This window comes from Nonomuraea sp. NPDC050680 (assembly GCF_040654555.1).
In the GTDB taxonomy this organism is placed as follows: domain Bacteria; phylum Actinomycetota; class Actinomycetes; order Streptosporangiales; family Streptosporangiaceae; genus Nonomuraea.
Window position 1 is genome coordinate 343,173 of record NZ_JBFAIF010000004.1, and the last position, 14,831, is coordinate 358,003.

The 14,831-nt window shown below is 71.4% G+C and carries 16 protein-coding genes; 10 read left to right on the top strand and 6 right to left on the bottom strand.

The annotated features are described in order from the left end of the window. Positions 1–2: 2 nt before the first annotated feature. A complete protein-coding gene (locus AB0H88_RS17340) occupies positions 3–1,037 on the bottom strand; it encodes an aldo/keto reductase (protein ID WP_357645418.1) in 1,035 nt (344 codons plus the stop codon). A 92-nt stretch (positions 1,038–1,129) separates the two neighbouring features. Here AB0H88_RS17340 and AB0H88_RS17345 point away from each other — a divergent pair, with 92 nt between their 5' ends. Further along, on the top strand, positions 1,130–1,840 hold the full coding sequence (locus AB0H88_RS17345; RefSeq protein ID WP_357645420.1) for an HAD family hydrolase: 711 nt from the start codon (positions 1,130–1,132) through the stop codon (positions 1,838–1,840). Between the two features lie 66 nt (positions 1,841–1,906). Then, positions 1,907–3,331 carry an NADP-dependent phosphogluconate dehydrogenase gene (gene gndA, locus AB0H88_RS17350; RefSeq protein WP_357645422.1) on the top strand — a complete coding sequence of 475 codons (1,425 nt, stop codon included), beginning with the start codon at positions 1,907–1,909 and terminating at the stop codon, positions 3,329–3,331. A 27-nt stretch (positions 3,332–3,358) separates the two neighbouring features. Here the strand turns inward: gndA and AB0H88_RS17355 are convergent, their stop codons facing one another. Next, on the bottom strand, positions 3,359–4,129 hold the full coding sequence (locus AB0H88_RS17355; RefSeq protein WP_357645424.1) for a thioesterase family protein: 771 nt from the start codon (positions 4,127–4,129) through the stop codon (positions 3,359–3,361). Positions 4,130–4,140: 11 nt separating this feature from the next. Next, positions 4,141–5,079 carry a YafY family protein gene (locus AB0H88_RS17360; protein WP_357645426.1) on the bottom strand — a complete coding sequence of 313 codons (939 nt, stop codon included), beginning with the start codon at positions 5,077–5,079 and terminating at the stop codon, positions 4,141–4,143. Between the two features lie 50 nt (positions 5,080–5,129). Here AB0H88_RS17360 and AB0H88_RS17365 point away from each other — a divergent pair, with 50 nt between their 5' ends. Continuing rightward, positions 5,130–6,254 (top strand): epoxide hydrolase family protein, encoded by a 1,125-nt coding sequence (locus AB0H88_RS17365; protein WP_357645427.1) that lies wholly within the window; start codon positions 5,130–5,132, stop codon positions 6,252–6,254. On the opposite strand, the gene AB0H88_RS17370 is transcribed toward AB0H88_RS17365, so the two are convergent. Both AB0H88_RS17370 and AB0H88_RS17375 read right to left on the bottom strand, forming a co-directional pair. Next, a complete protein-coding gene (locus AB0H88_RS17370) occupies positions 6,152–6,568 on the bottom strand; it encodes an SRPBCC family protein (protein ID WP_357645429.1) in 417 nt (138 codons plus the stop codon). The two genes, AB0H88_RS17365 and AB0H88_RS17370, sit on opposite strands and share 103 nt — an antisense overlap. 4 nt (positions 6,569–6,572) lie before the next feature. Continuing rightward, positions 6,573–6,932 (bottom strand): VOC family protein, encoded by a 360-nt coding sequence (locus AB0H88_RS17375; RefSeq protein WP_357645431.1) that lies wholly within the window; start codon positions 6,930–6,932, stop codon positions 6,573–6,575. Positions 6,933–7,082: 150 nt separating this feature from the next. Here AB0H88_RS17375 and AB0H88_RS17380 point away from each other — a divergent pair, with 150 nt between their 5' ends. Genes AB0H88_RS17380 through AB0H88_RS17390 form a run of 3 tightly spaced genes read left to right on the top strand, consistent with a single transcriptional unit; the run spans position 7,083 to position 9,742 of the window. Next, positions 7,083–7,928, top strand: a complete 846-nt coding sequence (locus AB0H88_RS17380) for an AraC family transcriptional regulator (protein ID WP_357645433.1) — start codon at positions 7,083–7,085, stop codon at positions 7,926–7,928. A gap of 48 nt (positions 7,929–7,976) precedes the next feature. Next, entirely contained in the window at positions 7,977–8,408 is a 432-nt protein-coding gene (locus AB0H88_RS17385; protein ID WP_357645434.1) for a type II toxin-antitoxin system PemK/MazF family toxin, read from the top strand. A gap of 41 nt (positions 8,409–8,449) precedes the next feature. Beyond that, a complete protein-coding gene (locus AB0H88_RS17390) occupies positions 8,450–9,742 on the top strand; it encodes an FAD-dependent oxidoreductase (RefSeq protein WP_357645436.1) in 1,293 nt (430 codons plus the stop codon). Between the two features lie 43 nt (positions 9,743–9,785). On the opposite strand, the gene AB0H88_RS17395 is transcribed toward AB0H88_RS17390, so the two are convergent. Beyond that, entirely contained in the window at positions 9,786–10,364 is a 579-nt protein-coding gene (locus tag AB0H88_RS17395; protein WP_357645438.1) for a helix-turn-helix domain-containing protein, read from the bottom strand. Between the two features lie 94 nt (positions 10,365–10,458). On the opposite strand from AB0H88_RS17395, the gene AB0H88_RS17400 reads away from it, so the two are divergent. The 4 genes from AB0H88_RS17400 to AB0H88_RS17415 all read left to right on the top strand — a co-directional run bounded on the left by AB0H88_RS17400 (position 10,459) and on the right by AB0H88_RS17415 (position 14,729). Beyond that, complete coding sequence (locus AB0H88_RS17400) at positions 10,459–11,247, top strand: SDR family oxidoreductase (RefSeq protein ID WP_357645440.1); 789 nt, start codon at positions 10,459–10,461, stop codon at positions 11,245–11,247. A 90-nt stretch (positions 11,248–11,337) separates the two neighbouring features. Beyond that, positions 11,338–12,459 (top strand): MBL fold metallo-hydrolase, encoded by a 1,122-nt coding sequence (locus tag AB0H88_RS17405; protein ID WP_357645442.1) that lies wholly within the window; start codon positions 11,338–11,340, stop codon positions 12,457–12,459. Then, positions 12,441–13,706: an MFS transporter gene (locus AB0H88_RS17410; RefSeq protein ID WP_357645444.1), complete on the top strand. Its 1,266-nt coding sequence runs from the start codon at positions 12,441–12,443 to the stop codon at positions 13,704–13,706. Before AB0H88_RS17405 ends, AB0H88_RS17410 begins: the two co-directional genes overlap by 19 nt. 108 nt (positions 13,707–13,814) lie before the next feature. Further along, positions 13,815–14,729, top strand: coding sequence for a pirin family protein (locus AB0H88_RS17415; protein WP_357645446.1), 915 nt, complete (start codon positions 13,815–13,817; stop codon positions 14,727–14,729). Positions 14,730–14,831: the final 102 nt, after the last annotated feature.

A 14,831-nucleotide genomic window follows, 5' to 3' on the forward strand; every position in this document is an offset into this window, starting at 1 on the left:
GGTCAGGGGCGCCGGCGGAGTTTCGCCTCGGACAGCTCCGGGGGCTGCCAGCCCTCGTCGCCCGGGTTGATGGTGACGCCCGGCGCCACGATGGCGTCGATCCTGTCCAGTACGTCGTCGCCGAGCCGGACATCGGGGGCGGAGAGCTGGCCCTCCAGGTGTTCCATCGTGCGCGGCCCGATGATGGCCGAGGTGACCGCCGGGTGCCTGATCGTGAACGCCAAGGCCAGCTCGATCAGCGTGTGCCCGGCCTCCTCGGCCAGGACGGCGAGCTGTTCGACGGCGTCGAGCTTGCGCTGGTTGACCTCCAGCTTCATGTCGTAGCGGTGCGGCAGCCTGCTCGCGCGGCGGCTCTCCGGAAGTTCCTGGTTCTTGCGGTAGCGGCCGCTCAGCCAGCCGCCCGCCAGCGGGCTCCAGACGATGGCGCCCATGCCGTACTTCTGGACGGTGGGCAGCACGTCGGCCTCGATGCCGCGGGCGAGCAGGGAGTACGGGGGCTGCTCGCAGACGAAGCGTTCGAGCCCGCGCCGCTCGGCCGCCCACTGGGCCTCGACCACCTGGTGCGCGGGGAAGGTGGAACTGCCGATGTAGCGGACCTTGCCCTGCCGGACGAGGTCGGTGAGGGCGCCGAGCGTCTCGTCGATGTCGGTGGCGGGGTCGGGGCGGTGGATCTGGTAGAGGTCGATCCAGTCGGTGCCGAGGCGGCGCAGGCTGTTCTCGACGGCCTGGAAGATCCAGCGCCTCGAGTTGCCCCCCTCGTTGGGGCCGTCACCCATGGCGCCGTGGCACTTGGTGGCCAGAACGACGTCGTCTCGCCTGCCCGACCTGGCCAGGGCCTGGCCGACGAACTCCTCCGACTGGCCCCGCGAGTAGACGTCGGCGGTGTCGACGAAGTTGATGCCCGAGTCGAGGGCGCGGTCGATGATGTCGGCCGACTTCTCGGCCGACTCCTCGCCGAACCCGCCGAACATCATCGCGCCGAGGCAAAGAGGGCTGACCTTGAGACCGGTATGTCCGAGTACGCGATATTCCGTCATTCCCTCACTCTGGCATGACCGCCTCGTCGGATTGGACGCGGCGTGGCCGCCCGCGATGAGGACGTCCATGGCGGCCGTGGTGTCATGGAGCCATGACGGAGTTCTCCCACGCACCCACGTTCCCGCAGGCACCCACACCGGCGTTCCTCTTCGACCTCGACGGCACCTTGATCGACAGCGTCTACCAGCATGTCATCGCCTGGCGCCAGGCGCTGTCCGGGCTGGGCATCGACCTGTCGGTGTGGCGCATCCACCGCCGCATCGGGATGAGCGGCGGGCTGTTCGTGAGCGCGCTGCTGCGGGAGACGGGGCTGAAACTGTCGGCGGAGCAGATCGACGAGTTGCAGACGATCCACGGTGACGCCTACACCGAGCAGATCGACTCCGTCCGCCCGCTGCCGGGCGCCGCCGAGTTGCTGAGCGAGCTGACCGGGCGCGGCGTGCCGTGGGCGATCGCGACCAGCGGTTACGCGCGTACGGCCCGGCTCGCGCTGGGCATGCTGGGCCTGCCGGAGGACACCCCGATGGTGACCCGCGACCTGGTGCGCAGGGCCAAGCCGGACCCCGACCTGTTCCTTGCGGGTGCGGCGCTGCTGGAGATGGATGTGCGGCATGCGATGGTGGTAGGAGACAGTGTCTGGGACCTGCTCGCCGCCCGCCGTGCGGGGGCGCTCGGGATCGGGGTGCTGTCCGGTGGATACGGCAGGGATGAGCTGGAGCGCGCGGGTGCTTTCCGCGTGTACGCCGACCCGGCCGACATGCTGCATCGGCTCGACGAACTGGGCGTACGCCAAAGCGACTGAAATATTGGAATATCCAGCCGAACCTCTACCGCTGGATCATGCGTATCCCCCACAGAGGAGCTTGATATGGACTTGGCAGATATCGGGGTCACCGGCCTGGCGGTCATGGGCAGGAACCTGGCGCGCAACCTGGCCAGGCACGGTTACGCGGTGGCCGTGCACAATCGCACGCCCAGCCGGACGCAGCAGCTCGTCAAGGAGTTCGGCGGAGAGGGCACGTTCGTACCGTCGGAGGAGCTGGCGGACTTCGTGGCCTCGCTCAAGCGGCCGCGACGGGCGATCATCATGGTGAAGGCGGGTCCGGGCACCGACGCGGTGATCGACCAGCTCGCCGAGCTGATGGAGCCGGGCGACATGATCGTCGACGGCGGCAACGCGCACTTCGCCGACACCCGGCGGCGCGAGGCGGCCCTGCGCGACAAGGGGATCCACTTCGTCGGCACCGGCATCTCCGGCGGCGAGGAGGGCGCGCTCAACGGCCCGAGCATCATGCCCGGCGGCTCCAAGGAGTCGTGGGAGGCGCTCGGCCCGATCTTGCAGGACATCTCGGCCAAGGTCGACGGCGTCCCGTGCGCGGTGCACGTGGGTCCCGACGGTGCCGGACACTTCGTCAAGATGGTGCACAACGGCATCGAATACTCGGACATGCAGCTCATCGCCGAGTCCTACGACCTGCTGCGTCAGGCTCTCGGCGCCACCCCGGCGGAGCTCGCCGGAGTGTTCCGCGAGTGGAACGAGGGCGAGCTGGAGTCCTATCTGATCGAGATCACCGCCGAGGTGCTCGACCAGGTGGACGCGGCCACCGGCAAGCCCTTCGTGGACATCGTGGTGGACCAGGCCGAGCAGAAGGGCACCGGCCGCTGGACCGTGCAGGGCGCGCTCGACCTGGGCGTTCCGGTGACGGGCATCGCCGAGGCGGTGTTCGCCCGCGCGCTGTCGGGTCACCCGGAGCAGCGCGCCGCGGCCGCGTCCCTGGAGGGGCCGAAGCTGTCGGGCGTCGGCGGGCGGGAGCTGATCGAGGACGTACGGCAGGCGCTGTACGCCTCCAAGATCGTCGCCTACGCGCAGGGCTTCGACCAGATGGCCGCCGCCTCCAAGGAGTACGGCTGGGACCTGGACCTGGGCGCCATGGCCACGATCTGGCGGGGCGGCTGCATCATCAGGGCCCGCTTCCTCGACCGGATCCGCGCCGCCTACGACACCGACCGGGCGCTGCCGACGCTGCTGGCCGACCCGACGTTCGCGGCGGCGCTGAACCTGGCGCAGGAGTCCTGGCGCCGGGTGGTGACCACGGCGGTGCAGATCGGCGTGCCGACGCCGGGCTTCTCCTCGGCGCTGGCCTACTACGACGGGCTGCGCCGCGAGCGGCTGCCCGCCGCGCTGATCCAGGGGCTGCGCGACTTCTTCGGCGCGCACACCTACCTTCGGGTGGACCGTGAGGGCGCCTACCACACCGACTGGTCCGGCGACCGCACCGAGCGCCCCGCGTAGTTTTCAGCCGATCCGTTCTTCAGCTTTTCAGCGGGTCCGCAAGGGGATCGGGTTGGCCACGGCGGTCACGAGGCAGAAGCCGATCGGCCCGGCGGCGTCGTGCAGGGTGCACTGCCCTGTGGCGACGCCGCCGTCGCTGAGGTGCCCGGTCGCCTCCACGCCGACCAGTTCCCCCTCGGGGACCCGGCCGAGCGTGATCGTGTAGTCGGCGTTGATGAAGTGCACGCCGCCGGTGCCGCCGGTGCTGAGCGGGCTGGCGAAGTCGGCCGCGAGCGCCACCCTGGTGAACGGCGTGACCGGCTCGTCGTCCACGAGCGGATGGGTCTCGCGCAGCCAGACCCGGTTGGGGCCCGGCTCGCTCCAGTCGGTCAGCCGCCACAGGTGGAACGGCGGCTCCCACTCCCCGCCCGTCACAGGCGGTCCGGCGGGCGGCGGCTCGTCCCACGCGGGCGTGTCGTTCCGCTCGCCGTCCGGCTGCTCGCCCTGCCTGAGCAGTACGGCACTGGCCCGGCCGATCACGCCCTGGTCGGTGCGGATCGTCACGTCGGCCACCCGGATCCGGCGCCCGTCCCTGACCAGCTCGGTCTCGACGGTGACCGCAAGCATCGGGCTGTTGCGGAACAGATCGACGGTGAGGCGGGCGAACCGCAGGTCCGGCTCACCGTACTCCTGCTCGACGGCCATGGCGGCCAGGCCCCCGAGCAGGCGGCCGTGGAGCATGTCGGGCGACCAAGGGCTGCGGGCGCGCGGAGCGGGCACGAACTCGCCCGTCTTACGCGTGAAGAACGCTGACGTCACAGAATGAGATTCTAGAGGGTGGTGAGGCGCCGCCCGAGCCCGCGCAGCCGTTCCTTGAGTTCGACCGGCTCCAGCACCTCGAAGTCGAGGTCGAGGAAGGCCACCACCACGGCGATCAGATGCAGGTCGTCGCCGCGCAGGGTGAGCACACAGGTGTCGTCGCCGACCGGCTCGACGACGCCCGCCGTACGGCCCGCGACCTGATCGGCCGGGGCGTACAGCAGGACGCGGGCCTGGATCGGCCACATGTCGTGGCCCAGCCGGCGCTCGACCCAGGCGGCGACGTCGCCCCCCGGCGGCTCGCGCGGCGTGCAGCGGGGACCGTTCGGCGTGCGCAGGCGCAGGCGGTCGGCGCGGTAGGTGCGCCAGTCCCGCCGGTCGACGTCCCAGCCGACCAGGTACCAGCGGCGCGACCAGTTGACCAGGGTGATCGGCTCGGCCTTGCGCTCGGTGGTGACGCCGTCGCGGCCGGTGTAGTCGAAGCGGAGCTGCTCGTGGTCGCGGCAGGCGGCGGCCACGGCGGTCAGCACCTCGGCAGCGACCGTCGGACCGTCGGGGGTGATCGGCACGGTGTGGGTCTGCAGCGCGTTGACCCGCTGCCGCAGCCGGGCGGGCAGCACCTGCTCCAGCTTGGCCAGCGCGCGCAGGGACGTCTCCTCGATGCCCGTCACCGTGCCGCCGGCGGCCGTGCGCAGGCCCACGGCGACGGCCACGGCCTCCTCGTCGTCCAGCAGCAGCGGCGGCAGTTCGGCGCCCGCGCCCAGCCGGTAGCCACCGGAGACACCCCGCGTGGAGTGGACCGGATAGCCGAGGCCGCGCAGCCGCTCGACGTCGCGGCGCACGGTCCTGACCGCGACGCCGAGCCGTTCGGCCAGGTCGGCGCTGGGCCAGTCGCGCCGCGCCTGCAGCAGGGACAGCAGGCGGAGCAGCCTGGCCGAGGTGTCCAACATGAGGGCAATTGTGTCCTGATCCTGGCCGCAATGCCGCCTAGCTTGGCGACATGGAGAAATTCGTGATCGATGTCCCGCAGGCCGAGTTGACCGATCTGGCGGAGCGGCTGCGCCGTACTCGCTGGCCCGACGCGCTGGAGGGCGTGGGCTGGTCGTACGGCGTACCGCCGGAAGCGGTCCGCGAGCTGGCCGATTACTGGCTCGACGGCTATTCCTGGCGTGCGCACGAGGCCCGGCTGAACGCCCTTCCGCAGTACACGACCATGATCGACGGGCAGCGCGTGCACTTCGCGCACCTGCGCTCCCCCCGCGAGGATGCCCTGCCGCTGCTGCTGACGCACGGATGGCCCAGCACGTTCGCCGACTTCGCGCGCGTCGCCGAACCCCTCAGCCGCGACTTCCACCTGGTCATCCCGTCGATCCCCGGCTTCGCCTTCTCGGGACCGACGGCGGAGACCGGCTGGGGCGTACGGCGCGTCGCCGCCGCCTGGGCGGAGCTGATGAGCAGGCTCGGTTACGCGCGGTACGGCACGCAGGGCGGCGACTTCGGGTCGCTGATCTCCCCGGAGGTGGCCAGGCTCGACCCCGACCACGTCGTCGGAGTGCACCTGAACGCGCTCACGACGCTCATCAACGACGACCAGGCCGGGCTGAGCGCGGCCGAGGTGGAGCGGGCCAAGGGGGTGGAGCGCTGGCACCGCCACTACTCCGGGTACGCCATGATCCAGGGGACCAGGCCGCAGACCCTGGCCTACGGCCTGGCCGACTCGCCGACCGGCCAGCTCGCCTGGAACCTCGACGCCTACGCCTCCTGGGGCCAGGACATCGGCGGCCTGTCGCGCGACGACATCCTGACCAACGTGACGATCTACTGGCTCACGGACACGGCGGGCTCCTCCGCGCGCCTCTACCGCGAGGGCGCCTCAGCCTGGGAGCCGCCCGCCGAGCCGGGCAGGACGCCGACCGCCGTGGCGGTCTTCCCCGGCGACAGCTCGGTGCGGCGCTACGCCGAGGTCGCGCACAACGTGGTGCGCTGGTCGGAGTTCCCCTCCGGCGGCCACTACGCCGCGCTTCAGGCGCCGCTGCTGCTCGCCGAGGACATCAGGGAGTTCTTCATGGCGCTCAGCCCCCGATCCATGAACTCGGCGACGACGGGCACCGCCTCCTCAGGATAGAGATCCGCGTGCCAGACGAACCGCGAACGGCCGTCGCCCTCGTCCAGCACCGTCGAGGACGCGTTGTGGTGCCGCAGCCCGAGCGGGCTGTCGACTATGGCGTAGGCGATGCGGCGGGCCGCGTCGTCGACGTCCACGATGAGCTCGTGGGCGACGGCTCCGTTGAAGAACGTGACGATCCTGACATCACCCTCCATGCGGCACTCGAGCACGAACCCGGGCGCGAGCCGGTCAACCCGGCCGACCTCGCGCAGAGCCGCCCACACCCGCTCGGCGGGGACGTCGAGCAGCGCCTCCTTGTGAATGGCGGCCATGGGGTCAGCCACCTGCCGCGACGCAGAACGGGTGGCCCTCAGGGTCGGTGAGCACGGTCCAGTCGGCGCCACCCGGCTGGAACTCCGGTACGGCGGCACCGAGCCCGACCAGCTCCTTGACGGCGATCTCGACGTCGGTCACCTGGAGGTCGAGGTGGACGTGCTTGGCGTCGTCGGGCCAGCCGGGGCTCCGGTAGCCGGAGACACGCTGGAAAGCCAGCCCGACGGGGCCGCCCTCGACGGTGGCGAAGTCGTCGTCGCTGTGGCTGATCCGGCCGCCGGTGGCCTTGGCGTAGAAGTCGGCAAGGACGGCCGGGTTCTGGCAGTCGAAGATCACGCTGGAGACCGTGATGGTGGTTGTCATGGGTCCAGGGTGGGGCGGGGTGGGCGACCGGGTCTTGAACATCCTTGCGACACCGCTGGGCGTTCGTGGACTGGCGGCGACGGCGCTGAGCGGCACCGCGCCAGCGCGACGGCGCCAGGAATGTCGTAGCCGGAGCGTAGGGTTCGGCACGTGCGTTCAGCAGTCCGTCTCGGCACCGGGCCCGGGTTCACCCTCGACGCGGTGACCTGCCACGACGATCACCGCAGGTGGTCGCCGCCCGAAACGAGCTCCGACTACCGGGTGGTGCTGGTGCGCCGCGGCCGCTTCCGCCGCAAGGCCGACGGTCGGGCCGCCGTGGTCGATCCGACGATGGCCTATCTCGGCATTCCTGGCGAGGAGGAGCATTTCGCACATCCGGGGGGTGGCGACGTGTGCACCTCCCTGTGCGTGACACCGGACCTGTGGCGCTCGCTCGCGGGCGACAACATGGCGCCCTCCCGCTCCACCGTCTACGTGGACGCCCGCCTCGACCTGGCGCACCGCCACTTCCTGGCCGCCGCCCGCACCGGCGACACGGCTTTCGAGCTCGCCGAAGCCCTGCTGCCCCTCCTGTCCACCGCCCTCGCCCAGCTCGCCCCCATGCCGGTGCGGCGCGGCCGGGCTCCGGCGAGCTCGGAGATGATCGTGGAAGGTGCCCGGGAGGCCATCGCCGCAGGCCATCCCGCCGCCGACGGGCTCCTGCCGCTGGCGGAGTTCCTGGCCGTCTCGCCGTACCAGCTGAGCCGGGCCTTCACCCGAGAGCTCGGCATATCCCTGACCCACTACCGCAACCGGGTGCGCGTCGGACGGGCTCTCGACCACCTGGAGGGCGGCGCGGCGAACCTGGCGCTGCTGGCCGCCGAGCTGGGATTCGCCGATCAGGCCCATCTGACCCGCACGGTCCGCCGCCACGCCGGTCGCACCCCCGCGGCCCTGCGCCGCCTGCTCGCCCCTCCAGGCTCGCCGACGCAGGGCCCTCGTGGCATCCGGGGATAGCCGCACCGGATTCGATCAACGACGGCCGGGTGGCGTAAGCTCCCTCGCGTGCGTGATTCAGGTGAGGACCCCCGGCCCGCCCGCGGTGCGGTGCGGGAGATCCACTCGCTCAGCCAGGCGGCGACCCTGTCCTACTCCCCCGACCTCGACGGGCTGGCCGACCCCGGCGAGATCGTCTGGGCGTGGGTGCCCTACGAGGAGGATCCGGAGCGCGGCAAGGACCGGCCGCTGCTGATCGTGGGCCGCACCGGCCGCAGGCTGCTGGGCATGATGCTGTCCAGCCAGGGCGACGACGGCCCCGACTGGCTGGAGGTCGGCGTCTGGGGGCGCGACGGCAAGACGTCATACCTGCGGCTGGACCGCGTGTTCGCCCTGGACGAGGACGACATCAGGCGTGAGGGCGCGGTGCTCGACGGCACCCGGTTCGCCCGCGTGGCGAGCCACCTCATGAAGGCGTACGGCTGGACCGCAGGCGGCTGACCCGCTTCGTTCGGCGTCCCCCTGGCTGAGATCATGGGCACATGCGTGTTGCGGTGATCGGAAGCGGGATCGTCGGAGCGGCCGCGGCCTGGCACCTGAGCGGGCGCGGGGTCTCCGTGACGGTGGTGGACGGGGCTTTCACCGGGCGGGCGACGGAGGCCGGCGCGGGGATCGTGTGCCCCTGGGTGGACCATGCCGACGACGACGCCTGGTACGCGCTGGCTCGTGAGGGGGCTCACCGCTACCCGGCCCTGGTCTCGGCGCTGGGCGAGGACATCGGGTACGCGCGAGTGGGGGCGCTGCTGGTGGCCCCGGATCCGGCCGAACTGGATCCGGTACGCGCCCTCCTGCTGCGCCGCCGTCCGCAGGCACCCGAAATGGGGGACATCACGGATGTGGCAGCTCCGTCGGCACTGTTCCCGCCGCTCAGGGAGGGTCTGAGCGCGATCCACGTGCCGGGGGCCGCTCGAGTGGACGGTCGGGCGGTACGTGATGCCCTCCTCCGCGCCGCCGTCCGCCAAGGCGCCGACCTCCGTACGGGCACCGCGACCCTCACCCCCGACGGCGACCTGCTCCTCCGCACCACCACCGGCACGTCCGTCCCGGAGCCGACCACGGAGCCGCAGTTCGGGGAGGCGGGGATACCGAGCAACAGGCTCAAGTCCTCAGCCGAAGGACCAGGGACCCCCAGCGAGAGGATCCTCGCGCCGGGCGATGGAGCAGGAATCCCCAGCGACAGGTTCAGGTCCCCGGCTGAGGGACCAGGGATGCCCAGTCAGAGGGTCCTCGCGCCGGGCGAGGAGGCCGGGGTGCGGGTGGCGGCGGATGTGGTGATCGTGGCCGCCGGGGCCTGGAGCGGGGAGGTTTGCCGGGGACTGGGGGTGGAGATCCCGGTGTTCCCCAGGCGGGGGCAGATCGTGCATGCCGCCCTCGACGGTGTGGACACCACCTCCTGGCCGATCGTGCTGCCCCGGAGCGGGCCGTACCTGCTGGGGTTCCCCGGCTCGCGGCTGGTGGTCGGCGCGACCGTGGAGGACGCCGGGTTCTCGCCGTACGTCACCATCGGCGGCGTCCACGAGGTGCTGGCGGCGGGCCTGCTGCTGGCGCCCGGCTTGGACGGCGCGAGGGTGGTGGAGACGAGGGTGGGCCTGCGTCCGGTGTACGCGGCGGGCACGGCGCTCATCGACCGGCTCACCGAGCGGGTGGTGGTGGCGACGGGCCTGGGCGCGTACGGCCTGACGGCCGGCCCGTTCACCGGCCAGATCGCCGCCGCGCTCGCACTAGGCGAGACGCCACCCATCGACATCAGCCCGTACGCGCACATTCCCGCCTGAGCCCGCCCATCGGCATCCGGCCCCTGGACTGCGGGCAGAACGACTAACCCAAGCCCCGGTCAGTGCCCACACCACGTAGCAGAGTGTCGACCAGGAGTGTGGCCAGGGTGTCGGCGTCGTCGCCCTGGCTCTGCGCGGCCTCGTGGATCAGCGCGTAGTAGACGCGCCTGGCCCAAGCCGGATCCACGTCGGCCCGCAGCAGCCCGGTGGCCTGCGCCTTGAGGAACAGCCGCTCGCACCTGTCCTCGACCTCCGAGTGCACGCGGGCCACCTCGGGATCCGACGACGCGCGGCTCATCGCGAATCCCCAATCGATCTTCACCCGCAGCACGCTGGCCGTGACCTGGTAGAGCGCGACCAGCGGCGGCGCGGTCTCGGGGTTGGCGGAGTCGACCGCCGCCGCGAACTGCCGCGTCGCCCACCCCTCCATCGCACTGACCAGGGCATCGCGGGACGCGAAACGCCGGTGCACGGTCGTGCGGGCGACCCCGGCCGCCTCGGCGATCTGCTCCATGCTGGCCGACGGATTCTTGCTGAGCACGCGCTCGGCCGCCTCCAGGATCGTGCGTACGGTCCGTTCGGCGTCGGAACGCAGCGCGCGCCCCTGCTGACTCGCTTCCACAGTGCAACCATACACCCCGGACTTGCAACACTGATGTTGCAAGTGCTACGTTCTTGGCATCACCAGCGATGCACTTACGGAGGAATCCATCATCATGGACATGCGACTCACCGGCAAGACCGCCGTCGTCACCGGCGCCAGCAGGGGCCTCGGTCTCGCCATCGTCGCCGCGCTGCGAGCGGAGGGGATGCGGGTGGTGGCCGGTTCGCGGACGATCTCGCCCGAGCTGAAGGAGACCGGCGCCACGGCGATCGCGGTCGACCTGTCCAGCGCCGAAGGCCCGGCCGAGCTGATCGGCACCGCCCTGGCCGAGTTGGGCGAGATCGACCTGCTGGTCAACAACGTCGGCGGCGGCGACGGTGGCGAGGGACAACTGGACGGGTTCCTGGGCTTCACCGAGGAGCAGTGGCACCAGGCCCACGACCTCAACTTCCTCAGTGCCGTCCGCGCCACCAAGGCCGCCCTGCCCAGCCTGCTGCGCCAGGGCGGGACCGTGGTCAACATCTCCTCCAACGGCGCCCGCATGCCGCACGCCGGCCCGATCGTCTACACCACGGCCAAGGCCGCGCTGACCGCTTTCGGCAAGGCGCTGGCCGAGGAGTTCGGGCCGCAGGGGGTGCGGGTCAACACCGTCTCCCCCGGCGCCTGCCGCACTTCGATGTGGGAGGACCCCAACGGTTACGGTGCGGCGCTCGCGGCCAAGATGGGCCTGGAGCACGACCAACTCCTGGCCGGGCTGCCGTCGAGCACGGGGATGACGACGGGTAGGTTCGTCGCTCCCCAGGAGGTCGCCGCCCTGGTGACCTATCTGGCCTCACCGCACGCCGCGAGCGTCAACGGCGCCGATTACGTCATCGACGGCGGCGCGATCAAGACGGTCTGAATCTATCGCGATATATCGTCCAAATCGGGAACATCGGAGATATCGCGATCAGTTGAGTGGTGTGGACCGACTTTCAGGGGAGTGTGAGCGATGGCGAGACTGCGGACGATACGACGGCTTCTCGTAGGCGGGGCGGCCTTGGCCGCGGCGGGCTGGGCCCTGCGCGACGTGCCCGCCGAGCTGGGCGTGCGGCCTTTGACCTCGGGACCGGACCGGGCGGCCAGGGTGCGGCGCTCGCCGCAGTTCAAGGACGGCGCCTTCTACAACCCGATGCCGGAACCCACCACCATGCTGTCCGCGCCACCCGCGGGTCTGCTGCGCGAGATGTCCAAGGACAGGGACCAGCGCCGCCCGTCCGGCCCCGTTCCGCTGCGCGTCCCGCCGACCGGTGACCCGTCGCCGACCGGGCTGAGAGCGATCTGGTACGGCCACGCCTCCACGCTGGTGGAGATCGAGGGGCGTCGAGTGCTGTTCGACCCGGTGTGGAGCAGGCGGCCGTCTCCGTCGCAGCTTGTCGGGCCGAAGCGGCACCACCCGGTGCCCATCCCGCTGAACCGGTTGCCGCAGGTCGACGTGATCGCGATCTCACACGACCACTACGACCACCTCGACATGGGGACCGTGCGCTCGCTCACCGCGACGCAGAAGGCGCCGTTCCTGGTGCCGCTGGGCATCGGCGCCCACCTGGAGCGGTGGGGCGTGCCCGCCTACCGGATCATCGAGCTCGACTGGAACGAGGAGGCCGAGGTGGCCGGGCTGCGCTTCATCGCGACGGCCGCCCGCCATTTCTCCGGCCGCGTGCTCACCCGCAACGACACGCTGTGGGGCTCCTGGGTGGTGGCCGGAGCGAACAAGCGGGTCTTCTACGCGGGCGACTCCGGCTACTTCGAGGGCTACCGGGGCATCGGGTCGGCGCACGGCCCGTTCGACCTGACGCTGATGCCGATCGGCGCCTACAGCCCCTCCTGGCCCGACATCCACATGAACCCGGAAGAGGCGATCAACGCCCACCTCGACCTGGGCGGCAGGCTGCTGCTGCCGGTGCACTGGGCGACGTTCACGTTGGCGCTGCACCCGTGGTCGGAGCCGGTGGAGCGGCTGTGGCGCGAGGCGAAGGCCCGCGACGTCGAGATCGTGGTGCCGCGCCCCGGTGAGGCCGTGGACACCGACGGCGCTCCGGCCGTCGACGGCTGGTGGGAGACCCTGGGCTGACCTCCTTCGACCACACCCGGCGGGCCTGCTACGCCGGATATGTCACCCAGGCCATCGTCAACAACCTGGCGCCGCTGCTGTTCATCGTCTTCCAGACGCGCTACCAGGTGCCGTACGAGATGCTGGGCCGCCTGGTCCTGCTCAACTTCGCCACTCAGCTCATCACCGACCTGATCGCGGTCAAGGTGGTGGACCGGACGGGTTACCGGGTGCCCCTGGTGCTGGCGCACGTGTTCAGCGTGGCCGGGCTGGCACTGCTGTCGGTCGCTCCGTCGGCGCTGCCGTCGCCATACGCGGGGCTGGCCGTGGCGGTGGTGGTCTACGGGATAGGCGGCGGTCTGCTGGAGGTCCTGGTCAGCCCGGTGGTGGACGCCCTGCCCGCGCCGGCTGAGCACCGGGCCGCCAGGATGAGCCTGTTGCACTCCTTCTACTGCTGGGGCCAGGTCGCCGTCGTGCTGGGCACGACGCTGGTGCTGGCCTGGGTCGGCGACGCGGCCTGGCAGGCGCTGCCGCTGCTGTGGGCGCTCGTACCATTGGCCGGCCTTGTGCTCTTCCTGCGGGTCCCGCTGCCCGCGACGGTGCCCGACGAGCACCGGACCGGGCTCGGGGCGCTGCTGCGGACCCCGTCCTTCGCTGCGGCGCTGCTGCTGATGCTCTGCGCGGGCGCGGCCGAGCTGACCATGTCGCAGTGGTCCTCGCTCTTCGCCGAGCAGGGGCTGGGTGTGGCCAAGGTGTGGGGGGACCTCGCGGGACCGTGCCTGTTCGCGGTGCTCATGGGGTTCGGCCGGATCGCCTACGGTCTCTGGGGGAGCCGGATTCCCCTGCTGCCGGCCGTGATCGCCTGCGGTGTGCTGGCCACCGCCTGCTACCTCACCGCCGCCCTGGCCCGGGACCCGGTGCTCAGCCTGGTCGGGTGTGCGCTGTGCGGGCTGGCGGTCAGCCTGATGTGGCCGGGGACGTTCAGCCTGACGGCCGCCCGCTTCCCGCTGGGCGGGACCGCGATGTTCGGGGTCCTGGCGATGTTCGGCGACGCGGGGGCGGCGGCGGGTCCGTGGCTGGCGGGCGCCGTCGCCCAAGGTGGCCTGCTCGGCGACGGCGCCCTCACCCAAGGAGGCCTACTCGGCGATGGCTCCGGACTCCGTGCCGGACTGCTGGTCGGCACCGTCTTCCCGCTCGCGGTCGTCGTGGTGGGCATCGCGCAGTCGCTCCTGGTCCGCCGCCGCGCCCCCGCTCCCGCCGGGAGCTGATCCATGCCGTCGTACTCCGCCCCGCTTCCGCTCCCACTCTCCCTGCCGCACCGCCCCTGCTGAAAGCTGATCCATGGCGTCGTACAGTGCCGTCGTACAGTTCATTACGTGAGCAACCTGGAGCAGGACCCCAACGAGATCCGCTGCGGCGCCGGGAGCGGTGGTGAGACCGAACTGCTCGCCGGGCGCGCGGTGCCGCTGGGCGGCCCGCGCGGCATGTCGGTGAGCAGGACACTGCCCAACGCGCACCGCCGCATGATCGGCGCGTGGTGCTTCGTGGACGCCTACGGCCCCGAGGTGGCGGTGATGCGGGTGCCTCCGCATCCGCACACCGGCCTGCAGACCGTGAGCTGGCTGCTCGCCGGCGAAGTACTGCACCGCGACAGTGTCGGCAGCCTCCAGGAGGTACGCCCCGGCCAGCTGAACCTGATGACCGCCGGGCGCGGCATCTCCCACTCGGAGGAGTCGCCCGAGACGCTGCTGCACGGCGTTCAGCTGTGGGTGACGCTGCCCGGCGCGGACCGGCGGACCGGGCCCGGGTTCGAGCACCACGCGTCACTGCCCGTACGGTCCGGCCCCGGATTCGACGCTACGGTGATCATGGGGTCGCTCGGCGGCGTTACCTCGCCCGCGACCACCTACAGCCCCTTGGTGGGCGCCGAGGTGGCCGTCGAAGGGAGCGCCGAGGTGCCGCTCGACCCCGGCTTCGAGCACGGGGTGCTGCTGCTCGACGGGGAGGTCGAGCCGCTGGAGGCGGGACCGCTGCTCTATCTACCGCCGGGCCGCAGCCTGTTGCGGTTGAGCGGGCGCGGACGGGTGCTGCTGATCGGCGGCGAGCCGTTCGGCGAGGAGATCGTGATGTGGTGGAACTTCGTCGGCCGCGACCACGACGAGATCGTCGCGTTCCGCAAGGAGTGGATGGAGGGCGAGGGGTTCGGCACCGTCGAGGGGTTCGACGGCGGGCCGCTCCCCGCGCCCGTCCTGCCCGGCACCCGACTGCGGCCCAGGGGTCGCGTCCGCTAGCGCCGTTTCCACACATAGCGCTCTGTCGCGGGTCAGCCGCTATGGCTGATCCAGCACTCGATGTGATCGGTTCAGCTCGCGGACAGCGACGTGCGCAAAACA